Origin of the sequence: Streptococcus sp. 2342 (assembly GCF_013276795.1) — a bacterium.
GTDB lineage: Bacteria > Bacillota > Bacilli > Lactobacillales > Streptococcaceae > Streptococcus.
On the sequence record NZ_VMLR01000002.1, the window covers coordinates 140645 to 164901 of the forward strand.

The 24257-nt window shown below is 40.4% G+C and carries 18 protein-coding genes, 1 pseudogene and 1 other annotated feature; of the genes and pseudogenes, 5 read left to right on the forward strand and 14 right to left on the reverse strand.

What is annotated here, in order from left to right; all coding sequences use genetic code 11:
* Window positions 1-155 precede the first annotated feature (155 nt).
* Both rplL and rplJ read right to left on the reverse strand, forming a co-directional pair.
* The gene (gene rplL / locus HT689_RS01870; RefSeq protein ID WP_001196965.1) at window positions 156-524 is read right to left on the reverse strand and encodes a 50S ribosomal protein L7/L12; all 369 of its coding nucleotides are present in this window, start codon (window positions 522-524) and stop codon (window positions 156-158) included.
* Window positions 525-598: 74 nt separating this feature from the next.
* A complete protein-coding gene (gene rplJ, locus HT689_RS01875) occupies window positions 599-1099 on the reverse strand; it encodes a 50S ribosomal protein L10 (protein WP_001287278.1) in 501 nt (166 codons plus the stop codon).
* Between the two features lie 38 nt (window positions 1100-1137).
* Window positions 1138-1273: a sequence feature (ribosomal protein L10 leader region), on the reverse strand.
* A 364-nt stretch (window positions 1274-1637) separates the two neighbouring features.
* On the opposite strand from rplJ, the gene HT689_RS01880 reads away from it, so the two are divergent.
* The 4 genes from HT689_RS01880 to HT689_RS01895 all read left to right on the forward strand — a co-directional run bounded on the left by HT689_RS01880 (window position 1638) and on the right by HT689_RS01895 (window position 5447).
* Window positions 1638-1868: a DUF1797 family protein gene (locus HT689_RS01880; protein ID WP_000443574.1), complete on the forward strand. Its 231-nt coding sequence runs from the start codon at window positions 1638-1640 to the stop codon at window positions 1866-1868.
* Window positions 1869-2096: 228 nt separating this feature from the next.
* Complete coding sequence (locus HT689_RS01885; protein WP_173226673.1) at window positions 2097-4355, forward strand: ATP-dependent Clp protease ATP-binding subunit; 2259 nt, start codon at window positions 2097-2099, stop codon at window positions 4353-4355.
* 129 nt (window positions 4356-4484) lie between these two features.
* A complete protein-coding gene (locus HT689_RS01890; RefSeq protein ID WP_173226675.1) occupies window positions 4485-4937 on the forward strand; it encodes an NUDIX hydrolase in 453 nt (150 codons plus the stop codon).
* A 210-nt stretch (window positions 4938-5147) separates the two neighbouring features.
* On the forward strand, window positions 5148-5447 hold the full coding sequence (locus HT689_RS01895; protein WP_061439313.1) for a DUF1827 family protein: 300 nt from the start codon (window positions 5148-5150) through the stop codon (window positions 5445-5447).
* Window positions 5448-5632: 185 nt separating this feature from the next.
* On the opposite strand, the gene ezrA is transcribed toward HT689_RS01895, so the two are convergent.
* The 9 genes from ezrA to HT689_RS01940 form a co-directional block, all read right to left on the reverse strand.
* Complete coding sequence (ezrA, locus tag HT689_RS01900) at window positions 5633-7360, reverse strand: septation ring formation regulator EzrA (protein ID WP_173226677.1); 1728 nt, start codon at window positions 7358-7360, stop codon at window positions 5633-5635.
* 81 nt (window positions 7361-7441) lie between these two features.
* Entirely contained in the window at window positions 7442-9388 is a 1947-nt protein-coding gene (gyrB, locus tag HT689_RS01905; protein ID WP_173226679.1) for a DNA topoisomerase (ATP-hydrolyzing) subunit B, read from the reverse strand.
* Between the two features lie 14 nt (window positions 9389-9402).
* On the reverse strand, window positions 9403-9966 hold the full coding sequence (locus HT689_RS01910) for an HAD family hydrolase (RefSeq protein WP_173226681.1): 564 nt from the start codon (window positions 9964-9966) through the stop codon (window positions 9403-9405).
* Between the two features lie 84 nt (window positions 9967-10050).
* On the reverse strand, window positions 10051-10605 hold the full coding sequence (locus tag HT689_RS01915) for a DJ-1 family glyoxalase III (protein WP_173226683.1): 555 nt from the start codon (window positions 10603-10605) through the stop codon (window positions 10051-10053).
* Between the two features lie 10 nt (window positions 10606-10615).
* Entirely contained in the window at window positions 10616-11839 is a 1224-nt protein-coding gene (locus HT689_RS01920) for an FtsW/RodA/SpoVE family cell cycle protein (protein ID WP_173226685.1), read from the reverse strand.
* 36 nt (window positions 11840-11875) lie between these two features.
* Window positions 11876-14326, reverse strand: coding sequence for a bifunctional DnaQ family exonuclease/ATP-dependent helicase (locus HT689_RS01925; RefSeq protein ID WP_173226687.1), 2451 nt, complete (start codon window positions 14324-14326; stop codon window positions 11876-11878).
* A 200-nt stretch (window positions 14327-14526) separates the two neighbouring features.
* Window positions 14527-15456, reverse strand: coding sequence for a peptidase U32 family protein (locus HT689_RS01930; RefSeq protein ID WP_173226689.1), 930 nt, complete (start codon window positions 15454-15456; stop codon window positions 14527-14529).
* A gap of 531 nt (window positions 15457-15987) precedes the next feature.
* Window positions 15988-17667 carry a hypothetical protein gene (locus HT689_RS01935; protein ID WP_173226691.1) on the reverse strand — a complete coding sequence of 560 codons (1680 nt, stop codon included), beginning with the start codon at window positions 17665-17667 and terminating at the stop codon, window positions 15988-15990.
* Entirely contained in the window at window positions 17648-18397 is a 750-nt protein-coding gene (locus HT689_RS01940) for an ABC transporter ATP-binding protein (RefSeq protein WP_050242125.1), read from the reverse strand. The genes HT689_RS01935 and HT689_RS01940 overlap by 20 nt, the downstream gene beginning before the upstream one ends.
* 178 nt (window positions 18398-18575) lie before the next feature.
* Between HT689_RS01940 and HT689_RS01945 the strand changes: the two genes are divergently transcribed.
* Window positions 18576-20030 carry an alpha-amylase gene (locus HT689_RS01945; RefSeq protein WP_173226692.1) on the forward strand — a complete coding sequence of 485 codons (1455 nt, stop codon included), beginning with the start codon at window positions 18576-18578 and terminating at the stop codon, window positions 20028-20030.
* Between the two features lie 240 nt (window positions 20031-20270).
* On the opposite strand, the gene alaS is transcribed toward HT689_RS01945, so the two are convergent.
* The 3 genes and pseudogenes from alaS to HT689_RS09675 form a co-directional block, all read right to left on the reverse strand.
* Window positions 20271-22889 (reverse strand): alanine--tRNA ligase, encoded by a 2619-nt coding sequence (gene alaS, locus HT689_RS01950; RefSeq protein WP_173226694.1) that lies wholly within the window; start codon window positions 22887-22889, stop codon window positions 20271-20273.
* Window positions 22890-22910: 21 nt separating this feature from the next.
* Window positions 22911-23396 carry an LURP-one-related/scramblase family protein gene (locus HT689_RS01955; protein ID WP_173226696.1) on the reverse strand — a complete coding sequence of 162 codons (486 nt, stop codon included), beginning with the start codon at window positions 23394-23396 and terminating at the stop codon, window positions 22911-22913.
* Between the two features lie 295 nt (window positions 23397-23691).
* Window positions 23692-24165, reverse strand: a pseudogene (locus HT689_RS09675) (PASTA domain-containing protein); the annotation flags it as partial.
* Window positions 24166-24257: the final 92 nt, after the last annotated feature.

The window sequence follows — 24257 nt, forward strand, 5'->3', positions numbered from 1 at the left end:
AGTGTTTTGAGCAACCTGCGACTAGCTTCCTAGTTTGCTATTTGATTTTCATTGAGTATTACTTACTCGCCAACTTTTTTATACAAAAAGAAAAACCGCTACTCCTAAGAATAGCGGTTTAATCATGTTTTTAAGCTATTAATGTAGTCGCTCTCTTATTTAAGAGTAACTGAAGCTCCAGCTTCTTCCAATTTAGCTTTGATTTCTTCAGCTTCTGCAGTTGCAACGCCTTCTTTAACAAGTGCTGGTGCACCGTCAACAAGTTCTTTAGCTTCTTTAAGACCAAGACCTGTGATTTCACGTACAACTTTGATAACGCCAACTTTTTTGTCGCCTGCAGATGTCAATTCAACGTCGAATGAATCTTTAGCAGCACCAGCGTCAGCAGCACCAGCTGCAGCAACAGCTACAGGAGCAGCTGCAGTTACACCAAATTCTTCTTCGATAGCTTTTACAAGGTCGTTCAATTCAAGGATTGAAGCTTCTTTAATTTCAGCAATAATGTTTTCAATGTTCAATGCCATTGTTATTTCCTCCAAATATGTTTTTAAATTTATAATAGATTTTTCGTAGCTAGGCTACGATGCGTAGCTTAAGATTAAGCTGCGTCTTCTTTGCTTTCTGCAACCGCTTTGACTGCAAGAGCAACGTTGCGCACTGGCGCTTGAAGTACAGAAAGGAGCATAGAAAGAAGTCCTTCGCGATTTGGAAGAGTTGCTAGAGCAAGAATCTCTTCTTTAGATGCGACAGCGCCTTCGATTGCACCACCTTTGATTTCAAGTGCTTCAGCGTTTTTAGAAAAGTCGTTCAAGATTTTCGCTGGTGCGATAACATCTTCGTTAGAAAATGCTACTGCAGATGGTCCAACAAATACAGATGCAAGATCTTCAAGACCAGCTTTTTCAGCTGCACGACGCAAGATTGAGTTTTTAATAACTTTGTACTCAACTTCGCTTCCACGAAGCTCACGACGAAGAACTGTATCTTGCTCAACTGTCAAACCACGAGCGTCAACAACGACGATAGATGCAGCAGCTTTCATTTTTTCAGCTACTACGTCAACTAGTTCCGCTTTTTTAGCAATAATTGCTTCACTCATTAGTGTGTTCACCTCCGTAATTATTTTGCTTGGGGAAATTTTTCAAAAGAAAAACGCGCCCAAACCTAGACACGAAAGTACAATACGCTTCTTTTTACATGATACGTTTTGTCCTCGGTAGGATCCTTATGAGTCGAACTCCCCTACTGTCTTAGGCAGTTTTTTCAAACCGTATATAAGTATAGCATAGTCAAAAAAAGAATGCAAGATTTTTGCAAACTTTTTTTAAACTTTTTCGTGACGTAACTTCTCAAAGTAACTTCCACCTCTCTCCCAAAACTGGAAGTTAGTCTCAGACGACGAATGATGCTTAAATTAAGTCTGAGACTTTTCGGACCTCATTTCTAACTCAAACATCTCACACTTAATTCCACCATAAAAATCCGTTTTAGACTAATTTCCACTTCGGCAAGTCAAGTGGAAGTTACTTTGAAAAGTTAGCAACTAGCAGAATTAGCGAGAAATCTTAGTTTTTTTCTAGTCAAGTTGGCCTCCTTTATGGTAAAATAGTAACGATAAGAAATGAAGGAGAATCAAAATGGAATCACATTTGGTTAGAATCATCAACCGCCTTGAAGCAATGGCAAACGATGGCGGAAATTTAAAACGTAATTTTGAACGCGAAGGAGTTGTTGTTGCAGAAGTTGCGTACAGCCACGACGAAGAAAACGGCTCAATCTTTACCCTTCGTGATGTAGAAGCTCGCGAAACATATACTTTTGACAGCATTGACTTAATTGCAATGGAGATTTACGAACTCCTCTACTAATCTAAAACAAGCTGGGATTGTCCCTGCATGTCTAACCAAAATCCTTTTTGTCTCACAAATAGGATTTTTTTATAGTCCAAATTCACAAAGATCTTCATTGTAACAACTTCTCAAAGCTGCAATCTTTTTACTTGCTTTACACCCCAATCCTGTTATAATGAGAGTATAGAATTTGACTATTTTTGACCTTTAAACAGGTCAAGCTAAAGAAAGAAATGAGGTAGATGTATGCTTTGTCAAAACTGTAAAATCAATGACTCAACAATTCATCTTTATACCAATCTTAATGGAAAGCAAAAACAAATTGACCTCTGTCAAAACTGCTATAAGATTATCAAAACAGATCCTAACAATAGCCTCTTCAAAGGTATGACGGATCTGAACAATCGTGACTTTGATCCCTTTGGTGATTTCTTCAATGATCTAAACAATTTCAGACCTTCTAACAACACTCCTCCTATTCCCCCAACCCAATCAGGTGGAGGTTACGGTGGAAACGGCGGTTATGGTTCCCAAAATCGTGGATCCACTCAAACTCCGCCACCTAGCCAAGAAAAAGGGCTGCTGGAAGAATTTGGTATCAACGTAACTGAGATTGCCCGTCGTGGAGACATTGATCCCGTTATTGGGCGCGACGATGAGATTATCCGTGTCATCGAGATTCTCAATCGTAGAACCAAGAATAATCCTGTTCTTATCGGTGAACCTGGTGTCGGAAAAACGGCCGTTGTCGAAGGCCTAGCTCAGAAAATCGTTGATGGCGATGTTCCACATAAACTCCAAGGTAAACAAGTCATCCGTCTGGATGTGGTTAGCTTAGTTCAAGGAACGGGTATTCGTGGACAATTTGAAGAACGCATGCAAAAACTCATGGAAGAAATTCGCAAACGTGAGGACATCATCCTCTTTATCGATGAAATCCATGAAATTGTCGGTGCTGGTTCTGCAGGCGATGGCAATATGGATGCAGGAAATATCCTCAAGCCAGCCCTTGCTCGTGGGGAACTGCAACTGGTCGGCGCTACTACTCTCAATGAATACCGTATCATTGAAAAGGATGCTGCCCTAGAGCGTCGTATGCAGCCTGTCAAAGTCGACGAACCAACGGTGGACGAAACAATCATTATCCTCAAAGGAATTCAAAAGAAATACGAAGACTACCACCATGTTCAGTATACCGATGCTGCAATTGAAGCAGCTGCAACTCTTTCCAATCGTTACATCCAAGATCGCTTCTTACCTGACAAGGCCATTGACCTCCTAGATGAAGCTGGTTCCAAGATGAATTTGACCTTGAATTTTGTAGACCCTAAAGTCATTGATCAGCGCTTGATTGAGGCTGAAAATCTCAAATCTCAAGCTACACGGGAGGAAGATTTTGAGAAGGCCGCCTATTTCCGCGATCAGATTGCCAAATATAAGGAAATGCAAAAGAAAAAGGTCACAGACCAAGATACTCCTATCATCAGTGAGAAAACCATTGAGCACATTATCGAGCAGAAAACCAATATCCCTGTTGGCGATTTGAAAGAGAAAGAACAATCTCAACTCATCCATCTAGCCGAAGATCTCAAGTCTCATGTTATTGGGCAGGATGATGCAGTCGATAAGATTGCCAAGGCTATTCGCCGGAATCGTGTCGGACTTGGTACCCCTAACCGCCCAATTGGAAGCTTCCTCTTTGTCGGACCAACTGGTGTCGGTAAGACAGAACTTTCCAAACAACTAGCTATCGAACTCTTTGGTTCTGCTGACAGCATGATTCGCTTTGACATGAGTGAATACATGGAAAAACACAGCGTAGCTAAGTTGGTCGGCGCCCCTCCAGGTTATGTTGGCTACGATGAGGCTGGGCAATTAACTGAAAAAATCCGTCGTAATCCCTACTCTCTTATTCTCCTGGATGAAGTGGAAAAAGCCCATCCTGATGTTATGCACATGTTCCTTCAGGTCTTAGACGATGGTCGTTTGACAGATGGGCAAGGACGTACCGTTAGCTTCAAGGACACAATCATCATCATGACTTCAAATGCAGGTACAGGTAAGGCCGAAGCCAGCGTTGGTTTTGGGGCAGCTCGCGAAGGACGTACCAACTCTGTTCTCGGTGAACTCGGTAACTTCTTTAGCCCAGAGTTTATGAACCGTTTTGATGGCATTATCGAGTTCAAATCTCTCAGCAAGGATAATCTCCTTCAGATTGTCGAGCTCATGCTAGCAGATGTTAACAAGCGCCTCTCTAGCAACAATATCCATCTCGATGTGACAGACAAGGTCAAGGAAAAATTGGTTGACCTCGGTTATGATCCAAAAATGGGAGCACGCCCACTTCGCCGCACTATTCAAGACTATATTGAGGACGCAATCACTGATTACTACCTTGAAAATCCAAGCGAAAAAGACCTCAAGGCAGTTATGACCAGCAAGGGCAACATTCAAATCAAATCTGCCAAAAAAGCTGAAGTAAAAACTTCTGAAAAAGAAGTATAAATCCTATAGAAAAGGAGTAGAAAATGAAAATTTTCTGCTCTTTTTTACTAAAATAACTATAAGTTCTTGACAGCTTGCCCTTTGTCCATTATGATAATAATAACGATACTAGATAATGAGGAAAATGCAATGGCAAACCCAACTTTCGGAGAAAAAAAAGCGAATACAGACTATGTTTCACGTTACGGTGTATATGCAGTTATTCCAGACGCTGAACAAAAACAAATAGTTTTAGTTCAAGCTCCTAATGGTGCTTGGTTCTTACCGGGTGGCGAAATTGAATCAGGTGAAAATCATCAGGAAGCCCTAAAGCGTGAATTGATTGAAGAGCTTGGTTTCACAGCTGAAATTGGTACTTATTACGGACAAGCTGACGAATATTTCTACTCTCGTCATCGTGACACCTACTACTACAATCCTGCCTACCTCTATGAAGCGACTTCTTTCAAAGAAGTTCAAAAACCACTAGAAGACTTTAATCATATTGCTTGGTTCCCTATTGACGAGGCTATTGAAAATCTCAAACGTGGTAGTCATAAATGGGCCATCCAATCTTGGAAAAAACAGCATAAGATTGACTAATACTCTTCGAAAATCTCTTCAAACTACGTCAGCGTCGCCTTACCTTAGATATGGTCACTGACTTCGTCAGTCTTATCTACAGTCTCAAAACTGTGTTTTGAGCAACCCGCGGCTAGCTTCCTAGTTTGCTCTTTGATTTTCATTGAGTATAAATCAAGCGACTTTATTCAAAAAGTGCTATAATAGAATTAGAAAATCGGAGGAAATATTATGAAGCTTATCAATACGACAAACTCACACTCGCAACTTGTAAAAAGTCAGCTAGAAAGTACCGATGCAACCCTTGTTGAGGTTTATTCTGCAGGGAATACAGATGTTATTTTTACCCAAGCTCCGCTTCACTATGAAATCCTCATCTCAAATAAACACCGTGCTATTCGTGAGCCTGAAATCGAAACCATTCAAGAATTTTTCTTGAAACGTAAAATTGATAAGGAATCTATTGATGAGGCCAATATCAAGACACTCTACTCAGAAAAATTGATTGGAATTTCAATTCCAATCAAATAAAGAACTTGAGTAAAAACTCGATTTGAGAGAAAGTCCAATAAGTCTTTCCATAATAAAACGCATAGTAGCAAGAGTTCCTAAACCCGCTATTATGCGTTTTTATCATTTTGAATTCTTTTGCTCATGATATTACTATAGAAAAAGATTTGATTCTGTTTCTCACACAATCAAATCTTTTTCTTTTATTAAAAACGAATCGTTTCACGTGTTTTCTCATATGAGGTAACAAAGCGATTGGTTACACCAGGCTCTGCCACTTCCAATGCTTGAGAAATCTTGTCAAATGAAGCGTGATAATCAAATTCTTTTTCAAAAATATCTAAAGCTTCGTTAAATGCTTCTTGAATGCGTTCATCAAATGAGCGATAGCGGTTAGAATATTGTAATAATTGTTCTGTCAAAGTTGCATATTGTACAATATTATAAGTTTCCGTTTCTAAAGCTTCCATATCATTCGTTGCAATTTCAAGAACTCGGGTAACAGATTCAATGTTAATCATTTTTTGTTCTAACTCAACCATTAAATCCTCGGTATTATTGCTTGCCGTAAAGAATAACTTCAAGAAAGTTTGTGGAATACCTGGCAGATTGCGTTTTTCCATGTATCGCTTGATAGTATGGAGACGATTGACATAAACATTGGCCTTTTGACGTGCATTGATATCATCTTTCTCAATTTGTGTCAGGCGCTCACTAACTGAAATTTGCTCATCTTCAATATCTTTTAGTTGAGTTTGTAAATCCTCAAGATTTTCTTCAAGAATTGAATAAGCTTGGGTTGGTTCTTCTTGATTTGAAGTTACCTCAACAATAGCTGCCTCAAAACTCTCTAATTCTGTCTGAATACGACGAACATGGCTTGCAGCTGTCTCAGGAAGTAAATAGGTCTTGCTCAAACGTGCAATATCTTCTCCCAATAAAGTATTATTCTCTTTCATATGTTGAAGGTAAGTTGGAAGAGTTGCAAGTAGATTTTCCACTACTTTCTGAGCAGCAATTTCTCGAGTAAAAATATCATACAAGGCATTGATTTCCTCTTGTGCCTGTCCATTCTCATATTCGGCATTATCCAATTCCAACTGACGAATATTCTCTTGGTTTTTCTTGAATGCTTCATAAAGCAAGTGGAAACGCGCTTCAATATCCGTTTCAACAAAATGATAATTAGCATCTAAGAGCTTACGATAACCATCTTCTAAATCTTCTAGTTGATCTGGTAGGTCTTTAGATAATGTTGTTACAATTGCTGGTATACGATCAACAATATGTGTCAAAGCCAAGATATGATTTTCAGCATTATCCAAAATCACAGCAGCTTCTACTGGGTCACCCGATGAATTCAAGGTTACAAATTGTGAAAATTCAGATTGGATATTTTCTAATTGTTTTTCAATTTCATCCAAGGCTTGACCATACTGTTCTGAATTTTCAGCAACTCTATGCTGAAGTTCCTCAAATAAATCCAAAGTATGAAGAACACGACCACTATTTTTAGATTCTTGCTTCTCTAAGTCTGCCAAAGCATTGCGAATTTCAGCAATATCTTCTTCAATCAAAGTAATTTGACTCTCAATTTGGTCAATTTGATGACTGGCCTTGAGAAAACGAAATGAATGGTTATAGCCTTCTGCTTCAAAGAGATTATTTTCAATATCGGCAAAAGAGTTGAGAGATAAATCGACCCATTTTTGATTCCATTCACGGAAAGCCACTTGACTTTGTCCAATCAAGTGCATATTTTTTACAGCTTCTACTTCATCATTTACTGGAAGATTGTATAGTTCTTCTTTTCTTTCTTCTAGCGCCTCTAATCTTCCCTCGTTTCGCTTACGTAGAAAGATTGCCACTACATAAGCCAGAACTAAAATGACTGCAATTGCAACCATTAAATAAATTAGTTGTCCATTAGACATATCAAACTCCTTTTTTACTTGAAACAATCGTAATGATTATATCATATTTTTTAGACCAAGGGAACTACTTCTCCCAATTTTTTAGACATCCAACGTGCTATAGACAGCATTTTCTTCGATAAACTCACGACGAGGTTCTACTCGATCCCCCATCAACATATCAAAGATTTTATCTGCTTCTGCAGCATCGTCCACAGAAACTCTGGCCATCAAGCGATGTTCGGGATCCATGGTTGTTTCCCATAATTGGTGATCATCCATTTCACCCAGACCTTTATAACGCTGAATGGTTGGTTTGGCACGTCCTTCACTATGGCGAGCCAAGGCTTCTTGGAGTTTAATTTCTTGATCTGCTCCTGGCTGAATATATTCTTTAATCTCGCTTCCAACCTTGACACCATAGATTGGTGGTTGGGCAATATAAACATAACCAGCTTCTAGGATTGGTTTCATATAACGATAAATCAAGGTCAAAAGAAGGGTACGAATGTGGGCTCCATCGACATCGGCATCGGTCATCAAAACGAGTTTTTGGTAACGGGCTTTCGAAACATCAAATTCTGCGCCAAATCCTGTTCCCATGGCTGTGAAAAGACTACGAATTTCTTCGTTAGCAAGAATCTTATCCATACTTGCTTTTTCAACGTTCAAAATCTTACCGCGAATTGGAAGGATAGCCTGAAACTCACGGTTACGACCAGATTTGGCTGATCCACCAGCTGAGTCTCCTTCGACGATGAAGAGTTCTGTTTCAGCAGGGTTATTAGAAGAACAGTCTGCTAGTTTCCCTGGAAGGTTGGAAATTTCCAAACCAGATTTTTTACGAGTAACTTCACGCGCACGCTTGGCAGCCACACGAGCCTTAGCAGCCAAAATCCCTTTTTCCACGATACGTTTGGCAATCTGTGGATTTTCCATGAGGAAATCGGAGAAGGCTTCACTGAAGAGGCGATTGGTAATCTTGACCACTTCGCTATTCCCCAGTTTTGTCTTAGTTTGTCCTTCAAACTGTGGATTTGGGTGTTTAACTGAGATAACTGCAGTTAATCCTTCGCGGACATCTTCCCCAGTTAGGTTGTCTTCATTGTCTTTCAGTAACTTATTCTTACGAGCATAATCGTTGATAACACGAGTCAAAGCTGTACGGAAACCTTGTTCATGCGTTCCACCTTCATGTGTATGAATATTATTGGCGAAACTCATGACATTTTCATGGTAACCAGTTGTGTACTGCATGGCTACCTCAACTGTGATATCATCCATCTCACCATCTGTGTAAATTGGTGTATCAAAGATAACATCCTTATTCTCATTGATATATTCAACGTAACTAGCAATCCCACCTTCATAATGGTAATGCTTGGTTTGTTCCAAACCTTGGCGCTTATCTGTGATGGAGATTTGAAGACCGCGATTTAGAAAGGCCAACTCTTGAATCCGTTTATTTAATTTATCAAAATCAAAGGTTGTTGTTTCAGTAAAGATTTCTGGATCTGGTGTGAAGTGAACCGTTGTTCCAGTTCTATCTGTATTCCCAACCACCTCAAGGTCTGCGACAACATGACCACGACGGTATTCTTGGTAATGAATCTTACCGTTTTTGTGGACATGGACGTCTAATTGAGTGGAAAGAGCATTAACGACTGATGACCCTACTCCGTGAAGACCACCTGAAACCTTGTATCCGCCACCGCCGAACTTTCCTCCAGCGTGAAGGACTGTAAAGACGGTCTCAACAGCAGGACGGCCTGTTTTTTCCTGAATATCGACTGGGATACCACGCCCATCATCGACAACAGTAATCGAATCATCTGGCTCAATAAAAACTTGAATATGGCTGGCAAATCCTGCCAGGGCCTCATCAATTGAGTTATCAACAATTTCCCAGACTAGATGGTGAAGACCTTCTTTTGAAGTTGACCCGATATACATCCCTGGACGCATCCGAACAGCCTCTAAGCCCTCTAAAACTTGAATTTGACTGGCATCATAATCCTGTGCCTGCAGATTTTTGATTTCTTCTGTCATCTTATTCCTTTTTCTTATATGTCTAATACTTGTCTTAAATTCACGATACTGGTAAACAAGTGGGTAGCTAGTCCTGCAGATTGACCTGCTTCGATATCAATCGGTCGATCACCAATGACAAGACCTGAACTAATTTGATATTTTTCTCTTAAATAAATCATGGACTCTGGACTTGGTTTTCTCTTAAAGCCTGAGCTAGAAGTCACCACTTCTGTAAAATAGGTTGCTATAGAAGTTTTTTCTAAAATTTCTAAGACCTGATTATTTCGATGAGAGACCAAAAAATGACGCCCATCTTGTTTTGAAATATCTTCCAATAAGTCAGAAACTCCTTCAAATAAAATCGGGTGTTCTAGCTCTCTGGCTTCATTTTCCTTGTATTTTTCTAAAAAATGCTCTAAGTTGGGAGCGAATGTCTCAATCGCAAAATCAGTAGAAACCTTTAAAGCCTGATAAACACTGTCATGGTCTTGTGTGATGCCATACAGTGCCAATGTTTCAACAAATGCAGCTGTTGAAGTTTCATAATTATCCAGTAAAGTTCCACCTAAATCCCAGATATAATCGTGATATTTCATACCCTTCATTATAGCATTTTTTTATGAAAAAAGCGATGATTTCCCTGATTTTTCCACATAAAAAACGAGAGAATAACTCCCGTTTTACTGATTTTTACCAAAGACATCTCGATAGAGCATTCCTGTTCGTAAAGTCTCTGCGTCTCCTCCTAGTTGCTCCACCAACTCGTAGGCAAAGGCAAGAGCTGTCGAAGGGCCTCGACTGGTTGTCAACTGACCATCTACCACTACTGTTTCCTTGACGTAGTGACCATCAAGAATTTGCTCTTGAACGCCGTCATAACAAGTGTACTGCTTGTTTTTCAATACTCCAGCTTGATTGAGGGCAATTGGTGCCGCACAAATGGCCGCCAGTTTCTTCCCTTCTTGTTCGAAATTTTGCAATTCTTGAATCAAAGCCTGATTATCACGCAAATGTGCAGAACCAGGCATTCCGCCAGGAAGGACAATCATATCATAGTCTGATAAATCTCCATCAAAGACACGATCTGCTCTTACTTGGATTTCATGCGAACCCGTTACTTGCTTTTCAAAACCAACCATATCACAAGTAATATTTGCCCGACGCAAGACATCCACAACTGTCAAAGCTTCAATTTCTTCAAAGCCCTGAGCCAACATAACTGCTACTGTTACCATGATTTTCTCCTTATTTAATTTGTTTTAATACAACCTTTTTCCGTTTGAATGGGACTTTTCCACTCTTTTCTTCAGCTAGATTTGTCTGGTAACTCATCGATAAAAGCAAGCCAACACCGATCAAGTTACTGATAATAGCCGATCCCCCTTGCGAAATAAAAGGCAGTGGAATCCCGGTCAAAGGAAGCAAGCCCGTCACAGCACCGATATTTTCAAAGATGTGGAAGAGCAACATCATAATCAAACCTGTGGAAATATAGGTGTAGAACTGGTTATTTGATTTGAGAGTAATCTTCAACATACGATAAATCAACATGAGATAAAGGGCGATAACAAGGACAGAGCCAATAAAGCCAAAATCTTCTGCAATAACCGTAAAAATCATGTCTGACTCTCGAACTGGGATAAGCAGATTCGAAGCATTAAATCCCTGACCAAATAAGCCACCACTCCCAATGGCAATCTGCCCTTGAGCCTGCTGGTAAGTCGTTGTTTGGGCAAACTCAAAGGGATTGAGCCAAGCCAAGATCCGATTGATTTGGTAGGTCGGCATTCCAATCTGGTGAAGAAAAGCTCGTCCGTCCTTGCTAATAAAGATGGCTAAGAAACCAGCAACTCCTGTTACAGCAGTCACAAATACTGGGATAATAATTTTCCAAGAAACCCCTGATAATAAAACGATTCCTGAGAAAATGGCTACAAAAACCAAAGCCGTCCCTAAGTCACTTTGAAGTGCTAAAAGAACTAGGACTGGAATAGTAAAGAGAATCATCCAAAAAATTAACAAAAAGTCCAGCGGAACCGTGCGTCTCCATTCCTTATGTTTTTTGGTAAATTGGACAATGACACGAGCCAACATGAGGATATAGGATATCTTCATAAATTCTGACGGCTGGAACAAGGTGATACCATTTACCGATACCCAGTTTTTGGCACCCGTTGATGCAACTAAGCTTGGATTATAAAAGACAATCGGCAAGACCATAAGTCCCAAGCCTAAAATATACAGAAAGGGAGTCACTTTCCAAAGAAATTCTGTATTAAAGAGCATGACGATAAAACCAATCACAAGCCCCAAGGTGATCCAGGCGACCTGCTGCCCTAAAATGGGCAGAATATTATTTGGATAATCATGACTAACGGCTATATAGATAGCCACCACACCGATGACCAGTAGAAAAAATACTGGCAAGAGCAAACTATAATCGACTCTAGAGTCGAGAGAACGTTTCATATACACTAACCTTATACTTTCATACAATACTATTTATCAAAGTTCATTTAAAAAATTATCAACAGCTTCATCAACTTCGGATCGAGAGACGGTTTTAACAGTCGCTTCTTTTGCTAGAGAAGTCACTATTTGCTTACCATATCGTTTTCCGACAATTCTCCTATCCAAAATAAGAGTTAAGGAACGTTGGTGTTCACGTCTCATACTTCTTCCCAAAGCCTGTTTTAAACGAATAATGGCCATTGGCAATTGATAATCATAAAAGGCATTTTTCCCTTCTTGAATTAGTTCCTTATTGATCTTTTTCGTCAAGGGCTCTTGAGGATTTTGGAAAGGAAGTCTTGGTACAACTTGAATCACAAAAGGATGACTTGAAAAATCAACTCCCTCCCAGAAACTTGCTGCACCAAGCAATATTTGTTGTTCTCCTTTTTCAAAGCGTTTCTTCAGTTGATGAACATCGCCATTTTTATACTGGGACAGATGGCTAACTGGAAGTAAATCCGATACTGCTAGAAGCATGTCTTTGGCAGTAAAGAGAGCCAAAATCGGTTGTTGGAAAGCTTGAACTCCCATCAGCAAATCAGCTACCTCCTTGGCATAGACTTCTAAGGAAGTTTCTGTTACTAGAGGAAAATCTTTGACCAAGACCACTTCTTGGTCCTGTTTTCTACGAGCTTCAATCTTGACAAATTTGGCTTCAGGATAGCCTAAAAGGTCGGCCAAAGAAACTCTCTGACTAATCTCAAGAGTAGCCGATACTCCCAAGACTTGGCAACTCTCAGGAACTAAAGAGGACAGAAGAATACGACCTGATTTCGTAGAAGAAATCTGAATTTTCTTTTGACTCGTTTCAGTTGTTTCGAGCCAGTAATCACCTTCAGCTGTAAAATAGCGAACCAGCTCCTCAAAGCCTTCTACTTCTAATTCTGAAAAATACTGATGTAGATTTGCAAGAGAATCTAAGATATTTTTCCTAGATTTTCCAGACTGAAATTGTTCGATCAAGTAGAGGCACTCAAAGCGAATACTTTCTAGTATTCGTTGTTGGATCTTATTTTGCTCCTCCAGTAAAGTCTTATCAAGCAAATCGACAATAGACTGGATATCGTAGGTCTCTTGAAGTAGATTTTCTAAAGCCAACAAAACTTTTTGGACTTCATCAATAATCAGTAAACGGTCGCTGATAAATTCAGGATTATCTTCAAGTCTAGTTACAAGATAGGCATGATTGGTCACTAAAAGCTTGCAAGTCTCTGCCCTTTCTTGACTACGTTTCCAAAAATCTTCCGTCACAAATAAGCTCTGAGATGATAAATTCCCGTCATGACGAAGATCTGTTAGAAAATGTTGGTAACGGTAGAGTTGCCCGATTTCATCCAAATCTCCTGTCTCTGTCTCAGTCAGCCAGACCAAGAGTTGCATTTTAAAGCGTCTAAATAAGCGATTTTCATCATTTTCCTGCAAGGAACGATAAAAGGCATCCAACTTCAGATAATTGTGTGGTCCCTTTAAACTATGAATATCTATATGGAACACTTCCTTGAGACGTTTACCTTCTTCTTCCATGATTTGATTTTGAAGAATCTTTGTCGGAACACTAAGAACAATCTGACGATTTTCCACTTGGGATAAAGCGGGTAAGAGATAGCCATAAGTTTTCCCAATCCCTGTCGGTGCTTGAATCAGAGATACAGACTCATCTTTCAATAGCAAGCCAACCTCTTTAGCAAAACTTTCTTGTTCCTCCCTCACTTCAAGGTTCAACAGAGAAATATTTTTAGAAAAATCTTGAGATAGTTTTCGTGGCTCATTGGGAGCTGCAAGTTTCTTGAAATATAGTCCTTGAACTTGGACCAAATCTGAAGAAGTCAGGATAGATTGGTTGCGATAAATTTCCTCAATAACCAAGTAGGACTCATATAAGAGGGCGTCAGCCATTTCCAGCAAGCGTTCCAAGAGACCTTTAGGAAGCTGGGCCATCTTTTCCCGTAAAAACAAGAGTAATTCCGCAGTGGCTTGGGCATCTGAAAGGGCTGTGTGAGCGTGTTTAAGAGGAATTCCTAATTCTCGACACAATATCGGCAAACTATATTTTTCCAGTTCAGGGAAAAAGACCTGAGCCAATTCGACCGTGTCAACACGAGGATTTTTTAGTTCATAGCCTTCAAAAAATAAATTTTCCGCCAAAAGATTGGCATCAAACTGAACATTATGGGCTACAAAAATCCCATCCTCCACCAAGTCAAAGATTTTTCTGGCAACTTGCGAAAAATCAGGTGCTTGCGCCAGACGTTGGTCAGTTAGCCCTGTCAATTCTTTAATATGAGCATCCAAGGGTTCATGGGGATTGACATCCGTCGTATAGTGATCGACGATTTTTCCGTCCTCAATCACGACAATTCCCACTTGGATAATTTTAGCCTTACTACCTGTGCTAGTTGCCTCTAAATCAACCACAACATAGCGATTACCAATCGTTTTCATTATAAAAAATTATACCAAAAAAAGGGCTATTTGGCACCTGCAAACATAGGATAATTTTCAAACTCAAGAAGGTTACTTGTGTTAAAAATCCCAGCAAACAGAGCATCCTAGACTACTTATTTTTTTTGAAAATATTGGAGAATAAGAAAAATTGAGAGAAGAAATATTTGCATCTTCCTTCTCTCAACGAATCATTTACTTTATTTAACCATGTCAGGATCGTAATCATAAAATCCTGTATCAAGGAAACGGTTTTTAGGGTGTAACTTGCGAACTTCTTCATCTAGCAAGAAGGCTTGGTCATGGCTAAAGTTGCCCTCTTGAATCAAGCTACGCGCTTGTATAAAGAGTTTTGCAATCTCAACAAAGTTCTGACCAGGTGTATAGAGACCTTCTAATTTCCAGTGAGTAAAACCATGCTCCACCAATTCTGTCAATTTGGTCATCAAATTGAGGTCATTGTTGGCAAAGATGTGGGTACCATGATTGTCTTCAAAAATGGAATAGTGGCTCTCTGGGTCACTTGGCTCAGCCAAGAAGAGGTCACGCTTGCGAGTCTTTTCATCATCGATATGCGTAAAGTTATAGTAGTTTTGCAAGAGCGGACGTTTAGAATGATGGATGACACTGGCACCGTAAACCAACACTTCAGCAGGAATTTCCAAAATTTCTGGCATTTTGAAAAGTTCAGCCGATGGAATTTCACGCGCCAAAACAGCCTCAGATGCGCCAGCCTTTTGTCCCCAGAAGTTTATCTGACGACTACTAGTTACCATGGTTGATGCATCGTAGATGGTCTTAAATGAATAACCATCGCGGTTGACTACGTAAAAGACACCTGCATCCCCAATCGTAATGTAGTCTGTCTTAATTTCTTCCAAGAAATCGAGGAAGGGCTTGATACGATCCATCATGTCTTGGTGCATGAGAGCATTGACTGCAACAATCAATTCCTTATCAGCATCATGAACCAGATTAGCGATTTCACGCAATTGGTCATGACTAAAGGTTGTTGGCAGACGAAGGCCAAAATCTTTCTCACCGACATAGATACGGTCTACGCCAGCTTCGAGCAGTTGTTTAACTTGTTCAATACTTTCAGCAGTTGCTGTAATGATAATCTTTTCCATAAGAAAAATTATACCACATTTCTGGAAAATCAGCCAAGACTTATCAGAGTTTTACAAATAGGAATTATTTCAGGCTAATTTCTCAAAGTGACTTCCACTTGACTTACCAAAGTGGAAATTAGTCTAATACTCTTCAAACCACGTCAGCTTTATCTGCAACCCCAAAGCGGTGCTTTGAGCAACCTGAGGCTAGCTTCCTAGTTTGCTCTTTGTTTTTCATTGAGTATAAAACGGATTTTTATAAGAATAACTAGATGAAAGGCAAACCCAAAAGCATGAGAGAGCTTGCCAGTAACAATGATTTTGTATGCTATCCATAAATAGCAAACATCTCAAGCTCCATTAATCTTCAAAACATCATAGATAAAATCTAGTCCAAAATTTAAGCAATTGATGCTATAGAATTTATATATTGTTATAAATTTCTAGTCGTTTTGTTGTTATAGTAACAAAAACGACCTAGAAAAACGAGTATCTCCATCTACGGAAATACTCGTTTTTTGATAGTTAGAAGTGTTTTTTTGCTCAGCTTCATTTCTTTTTATAAAATGTATCAAGCAAACGACCAACTATCTCATCTTTTTCTATTTCTGTCAATATGCGTGACAGGTAGTAATGATAGCTAAATATAGCAAGAGCAAGCAAGAGGATAAGAACTCCTACTCCCAAGCTGATGGCAAGGACAGGGGCGAGAGACCGAACCAAGAATAAGCTCCCTATTACAAAGGCCATTAAGATTGCACTATAAATAAAAATCAAAACAATTGCGACTATACGATTTGAACGGTTCACCAGGTCCGTAATGTTACTCCAATTTGTTGACAAATTTTTCACGTCCTTAAGGTAATGGTGGCAAGAAAGGATGACACTGGCAAGGATCCAGACTACAAGAAGATAAATCATCGAAAGGATGGGCAAGCCTAGATATAGAGAAAGGCCAAGTAAAGTCAGAACTGGTAAAAAAGACTGGACAGCAAATATAATCCAAAATTTCACTTTCACATAACGAGCAAAGTCAAAGGGTAAACTCTTAAGAAAATCAACATTTTCCCTCTCCAAGGACAAGGCAATTGAATGCAGGCTGGTGATATTGTTATTGACAACTGCTATAAAGAGAGCTATAAAAAACAAGGGTAACCAGTATGGAGGATGAATATCTGGAACTATCTGAGAATCTCGAATTTTGGAAATCAGACCGATCATCATGAGATAAGGAAGAAAAGCACTTGTAAAAAGCACTGTAATCACGCCAGTTCCCTGTCCCAAGAGGGTGAGGTGGTAGCGTAAAACCATACGGAAAAAGCCCTTTTTATTAGTAGTTGAAATTCTCTCCTTATTGCGACGTTCTTTCTTGACCTTCTCCTCACTGTTAAGCAGAATCACGTCATAAAAATGAGGAAGAACCTTCTTTTTGGTCAGGTAAAGTAGGAAGAGAGTTAGTCCTATCCAAGCGAGTAGACCCAAGATGGCTTCTGTCGAAAAAGGAGCCACTGCTATTTTGTAAAAGATATGAAGAGGATAAAGGAGAAATGGAATGTCTCTAACTTTGTCAACAATACTTCCAAAAGTCGACTGTAGAAAGAGGACAAATATTAAAGGTATGAGAACTCCTATCCCAATCATCACATTCGCAAAAATAGACTGATACTTTCTGAAGACCGTAGTCTGAGCCAAGAAATGTACTGCCACTACCATCACTAAAGTAACAGAGACAAATAATAAGGCCAAGGACAGCAGCATCAAAGGCAAGCCCAGCCAAAGAGAAGGAGCTAGCCTAATATAGAGGACTAGAAAATAAGCTAGGATTGGCACAATTCCAGCTAGAGCTGGCAAGAGAACAGACAGTCCTTTAGCAATTATAATCTCTGATTCTTTAAAGGCATAGGGCCTATACGATGCCAAGTCCTTACTCTCATAAAAGACATTGTAAAATGCAGTGAAAGAAGTTGAAAAGGCAAGCACCAGTAAAATAGCAACCATGCTACTAAAAAAACTTGGCATTTCCTCAAAAGGAAAACGAAAGGCTATATTTATAAACATGAAAAGCATCAAGAGACTAGAAAAAATGTAAGAACTTAGGATTCTAGCGGAAACATTTACTTTTTTCCCAGGATTCTTAGCCTGCTTCTTTCGTAGGTTAGCCAGATTCGCTTCTTGAGATGAATAGAGGATATTGATATCAACTAATTTTTTAATGACCTTGAGACGCATCTGAAACCTCCTCTTTTCTACCAGCAAGGCTAAGGTAGATACTTTCCAAAGACTGGTCTGGGTGGTCTTTTCTCAAGTCCTCTACACTACCACAATAAATCAAATGCCCCTTTTTCAAAATGGCAATCCGATCACAGACTTGCTCTGCCACCTCTAGGACATGGGTTGAAAACAAGACCGTCTTGCCTTTTTGCGCATGCTCCTTCATCATCTGCTTCAAATCAAAGGCAGCCTGGGGATCCAAACCAGTCAAGGGTTCGTCCAAGACCCAAATATCAGGATCAGACAAGAGTGCCCCAATGACAAAGACTTTCTGACGCATTCCGTGAGAAAGGGTTTCAATAACCTGATAACGATTTTCAGCAAAATCAAAAACACTCAATAGCCTAGCTAGACTAGCCTCCAAGTCAGAGCTAGTCAGATCATAGGATGAGGCGATCAATTCCCAAAATTCATTGGCCGTTAAGCGTAAAAACAAGTCAGGCGAGTCTGCTACGTAGCCAATCTTTCGTTTAATAGCCAAGCGATTTTCCGATAACTCCTGACCGTCTACCAAAATACGACCACTGCTGGGTGAAATGATACTGACTAGGGATTTTATAGTGGTCGATTTTCCAGCACCATTATGACCAATCAAGCCCATAATCTCCCCATTTTCAATCTGCAAATTGAGATTGCTCAAAGCCTCTTTATCACCATACAACTTACTAACATTTTGAAATTCAATCATGGGATGACTCCTATCTTTATCTATATTACATACTATTATACTAGCACTTTGATACAAAAAAATCAATACTTTATTTTAAGTAGTTAAAATAGTTTCCTTCTATCTTACGCAAACGTTTGCCCTAAGAGATACTTTATGATAGAATAAAGAACAAGATTGACAAGTAAGAGGAAACATCATGCAAAATCAAACACTCATGCAATACTTTGAATGGTATCTGCCCCACGACGGTCAGCACTGGACGCGTCTGGCTGAAGATGCTCCACACCTAGCTAATCTCGGCATCAGTCATGTCTGGATGCCACCAGCTTTTAAGGCGACCAATGAAAAAGATGTCGGCTATGGGGTCTATGACCTATTTGACCTAGGAGAGTTTAACCAAAAAGGAACTGTCCGCACCAAGTATGGTTTTAAAGAAGACTATCTTCAAGCCATTCAAGCCCTAAAAGCACAGGGAATCCAGCCTATGGCCGATGTGGTACTCAACCACAAGGCTGCGGCCGATCATATGGAAGCCTTTCAAGTTATCGAAGTGGATCCGGTTGACCGTACAGTTGAACTTGGGGAACCTTTCACCATCAATGGCTGGACTAGCTTTACCTTTGATGGTCGCCAAGATACCTACAATGACTTCCACTGGCACTGGTACCACTTCACAGGTACAGACTATGATGCCAAACGCCGTAAATCCGGGATTTACCTCATCCAAGGGGACAACAAGGGCTGGGCCAACGAGGAATTGGTCGATAATGAAAACGGTAACTACGACTACCTCATGTATGCCGACCTAGACTTTAAACATCCTGAAGTTATCCAAAATATCTATGACTGGGCTGACTGGTTCATGGAAACGACTGGTGTAGCTGGTTTCCGCTTGGATGCTGTCAAACATATCGATTCTTTCTTTATGCGCAATTTCATCCGCGATATGAAGGAAAAATACGGTGAGGATTTCTATGTTTTTGGTGAATTTTGGAACCCAGACAAGGAAGCCAATCTGGACTATCTCGAAAAAACGGAAGAACGCTTTGACCTTGTCGATGTTCGTCTCCACCAGAATCTCTTTGATGCTAGCCGAGCAGGTTCCAGCTATGACCTTCGTGGCATTTTCACAGATAGCCTGGTTGAACTCAAGCCTGACAAGGCGGTGACTTTTGTCGACAACCACGATACCCAACGAGGTCAGGCTCTTGAGTCTACCGTTGAAGAATGGTTCAAACCAGTAGCCTATGCCCTCATTCTGTTACGCCAAAATGGCCTTCCATGTGTCTTTTACGGAGACTACTATGGGATTTCAGGGCGATATGCTCAAGAAGATTTCAAAGAAGTCCTTGACCGCCTCCTAACCATCCGAAAAGATTTGGCCTATGGAGAGCAAACAGACTACTTTGATGATGCTAACTGTATCGGTTGGGTACGTTCAGGCGCTGAAAATCAAGCCCCAATCACAGTTCTTATCTCAAATGACCAAGAAAACAGTAAGTCAATGTTTGTCGGCCAAGAATGGGCTAACCAAACCTTTGTAGATTTACTTGGAAATCACCAAGGTCAAGTTACAATTGATGAGGAAGGTTATGGACAATTCCCAGTCTCAGCTAGATCCGTAAGTGTCTGGGCAGCCAATGCAATCTAATTGCCAATGATTATCAAGCCAGGTCCAAGGGGATTTGGCTTTTTTGCATTCACAAAAAGACCTACCCAAATGGATAGATCTTTAAACTCAATGAAAATCAAAGAGCAAACTAGGAAGCTAGCCGTAGGTTGCTCAAAGCACTGCTTTGAGGCTGTAGATAAGACTGACGAAGTCAGTCACATATAAAATCGAAGGTGAAGCTGACGTTGTTTGAAGAGATTTTCGAAGAGTATTACTTGATTACAATTTACCTGCTACTGCATCCAACAATTCTTGGATTTTAGCTTGGTTGCTTCCTCCTGCCATGGCCATGTCTGGTTTACCACCACCACGTCCATCGACGATTGGTGCCAATTCTTTGACAAGGTTTCCTGCATGAAGGTCTTTTGTTTTACTTGCTACAAGAACATTGACTTTGTCACCGATAGCAGCAACTAGGACAAGCAAGTCAGAGTAGTCTTTTTGTTTCCAATTATCTGCAAAGGTACGAAGGGCACCGGCATCTGATACAGACACTTGACTAGCAATGTAACGGTGACCGTTGACTTCCTTAACATCCTTGAAGATGTCACCTGCGGCTGCAGCTGCGGCTTTTTCTTTCAACTCAGCATTTTCTTTTTGAAGCTGACGAAGTTGTTCTTGAAGTCCTTCTACCTTGTGAGGTACTTCTTTAAGTTGAGGTGCTTTCAGGGTTGCTGCGACAGCTTTAAGTGCGTCTTCTTGTTCACGATAGGCTTCAAAGGCTTCCTTACCAGTCACTGCTAAAATACGGCGAGTTCCTGATCCGATACCTTCTTCTTTGACAATCTTGAAGAGGCCAATTTCAGAAGTGTTGCCAACGTGGGTACCACCACAAAGCTCAATAGAGTAGTCGCCGATAGTCACGACACGGACTTCCTTGCCGTATTTCTCACCAAAGAGGGCCATAGCTCCCATTTCCTTAGCAGTGTCAATATCCGTTTCAACTGTCTTCACTTCAAGAGCTTCCCAGATTTTCTCGTTGACTTGCTGTTCAATCGCACGCAATTCTTCTGCAGTTACTGCTTGGAAGTGGGTGAAGTCAAAGCGAAGGAATTCAACTTCGTTAAGAGATCCTGCTTGTGTCGCGTGGCTTCCAAGGATATTGTGAAGGGCAGCGTGAAGCAAGTGAGTCGCAGTGTGGTTTTTCATGACACGGTGACGACGATTGCTATCGATTGCCAAGGTATATTCTTGGTTCAAGGCAAGCGGTGCAAGGACTTCAACTGTATGAAGAGCTTGTCCGTTTGGAGCTTTTTGAACATTTGTCACAGTAGCTACGACCTTACCTGACTCATCCAAGATTTGTCCGTGGTCAGCTACTTGTCCACCCATTTCAGCATAGAATGGCGTTTCCGCAAAGATAAGAGAGGCAGTTCCTTCTGACACAGCTTCTACTTCTGCATTGTCAGCCACGATAGCCACCAATTTAGAAGACAATTGGCTAGCATTGTAGTTGAAGACACTTTCTACAGTGATGTTTTGAAGGGTTTCATTTTGCATACCCATTGAGCCACCCTTGACAGCTGAGGCACGCGCGCGTTCTTGCTGTTCTTTCATGGCTGCTTCAAAGCCTTCACGGTCCACAGTCATACCAGCTTCTTCAGCGATTTCTTCAGTCAATTCAACTGGGAATCCATAAGTGTCATAGAGTTTGAATACATCTGAACCAGCAATGACAGATTGACCTTTTTCTTTCAAGTCAGCTACAATGCCTTGGGCAAAGTGTTGACCTGAGTGAAGGGTACGAGCAAATGATTCTTCTTCGCTCTTAACGATTTTTTCGATAAAGTCACGTTTTTCAAGCACTTCTGGGTAGTAGCTTTCCATGATTTTTCCAACGGTTGGAACGAGTTTGTAAAGGAAAGGCTCGTTGATTCCCAATTTTTGACCATGCATAGACGCACGACGGAGCAGACGACGAAGGACATAACCACGACCTTCATTTCCTGGAAGGGCACCATCACCGATGGCAAATGAGAGTGAACGGATGTGGTCTGCGATAACTTTAAAGCTCATGTTGTCGCCATCTTGGTCATAGACCTTACCAGACAATTTCTCCACTTCACGGATGATCGGCATGAAGAGGTCCGTTTCAAAGTTGGTCTTAGCCCCTTGGATAACCGCCACCAAACGCTCCAAACCAGCGCCCGTATCAATGTTCTTGTGTGGCAGTTCCTTGTATTCGCTACGAGGAACAGCAGGGTCTGCGTTAAATTGTGACAAAACGATGTTCCAGATTTCAATATAACGGTCGTTTTCAATATCTTCTGCAAGCAGGCGAAGACCGATATTTTCTGGGTCAAAAGCCTCTCCACGGTCAAAGAAAATCTCTGTATCTGGTCCAGAAGGTCCCGCACCGATTTCCCAGAAGTTGTCCTCGATTGGAATCAAGTGACTTGGATCCACTCCCACTTCAATCCAGCGGTTGTAAGAATCTTTATCATCTGGATAGTAAGTCATGTAAAGTTTTTCAGCAGGGAAATCAAACCACCCAGGGCTTGTCAAAAGCTCGTAAGCCCAAGTGATGGCTTCGTCACGGAAGTAATCCCCGATAGAGAAGTTCCCCAACATTTCAAACATGGTATGGTGACGTGCAGTCTTCCCTACGTTTTCGATGTCGTTGGTACGGATAGCCTTTTGGGCATTGGTAATACGTGGATTTTCAGGGATAATGGTCCCGTCAAAGTATTTCTTAAGGGTTGCTACCCCAGAGTTGATCCACAAAAGTGTAGGGTCATTTACAGGAACCAAGCTCACTGATGGTTCTACTGAGTGACCTTTGGTCGCCCAGAAATCAAGCCACATTTGGCGTACTTGTGCACTAGATAGTTGTTTCATATTGTCTCCTTATTTACTTGTTTAATGTGATTGGCTTTCCAGCATTTCCACATAGTCAATCGCAACACAGAGGGAAATGACTAGATCTGCATAATCGTCCTCAAGAACCGTTACGGTATAGGTAGAGGTCAGATGGAAGAGTTCCTTCTTAATTTCTGCAATCAGCTGATCGCGATCATCTAGCAATTTGAAATTCAAATCCCATATATTGCCCTCGATACGAAGACCTAGATTATCAAACTCATACTTATCTCGCCAGAAGGTCAACTTCTTACGAATGACAAAACTCGAGCCATCCTGAAGCTGAATCTCAAAACGAGGTAGTAAGGTTAAGATTTCTTTACTGATCTGACTAACCTGTTCACCATTAGCATCATAGATGATAAAAGTTTTGGGAATTTTAAAAAATGATCCCTCCACCTGATAGGCTATTTCTCCCCTGTCATCCTTGATAGCGAAGCGTTCGCCTCCAAGACGAAACTTTTGTTTGACAAGAAATGTTTTCATCAACACCTCCAAAAATCAAAAGACAAGCTCATATCACGAAGGGCGAAAAACCGCGGTACCACCTTCATTCAATGAACTTGTCATTCTCTTGTTCTTATGCAATTGTATGATTGAGTAGCATGACTTCCTAGCTTAGATGGCTCGCAGCACCGCCATTTCTCTGGACTAAGACAAGTGAAAATCAATTCTCAACTCTCTTATTATAACGTTTTTTTAAGTCTGCGTCAACTGGAAATGATTCTAACCAAATAGCATGTGTTAGCCATAAGTTAACTTTCTGCATTAACCTCTTAATTTATCTAGATCTACTTCGTGATGTTTGAGAATTTTTGGGCTTATAAATTGAAATTTTAATTCTTGTATTTTCCAAACGAACCTCTTCCCCTGCCTTAGGTCTTTGATCAACCACTGTTCCTTCAGCAGTACCCTCAGGAGCACTGGCTACTTCCACTATTTCAATATTAGCTTCTTTTATACCAACAATATTGATTAAATTATTTTTGGTAAACTCTAAACTAGAACCAATATAACTTGGCATTGTAGCACTAGTTCGTTTTTTTGCAACAGTCAAAATAATACCTGATGAATCATTCAAATCATATAAAGTTCCCTCTGACAAACTCTGACGTAAAATTGTACCGGGAGAATATTCATCACTTTCTTCCTCCTCAACTTTTATATGATTCTCAGGAATATTTTTACTCTTCAATTCAGCTATAACATCCGAGTATTTTTGACCAATGTAGTTTCCAATATATACTTTTGTAGCCTGTGGTCTAGAAGAGGCAGAACTTGTAGATGAAGTTTGTTTATCTTTAGCTTTATTTCCACCAAGAGAAGCTTGCTTTGTAGAACTTGTGG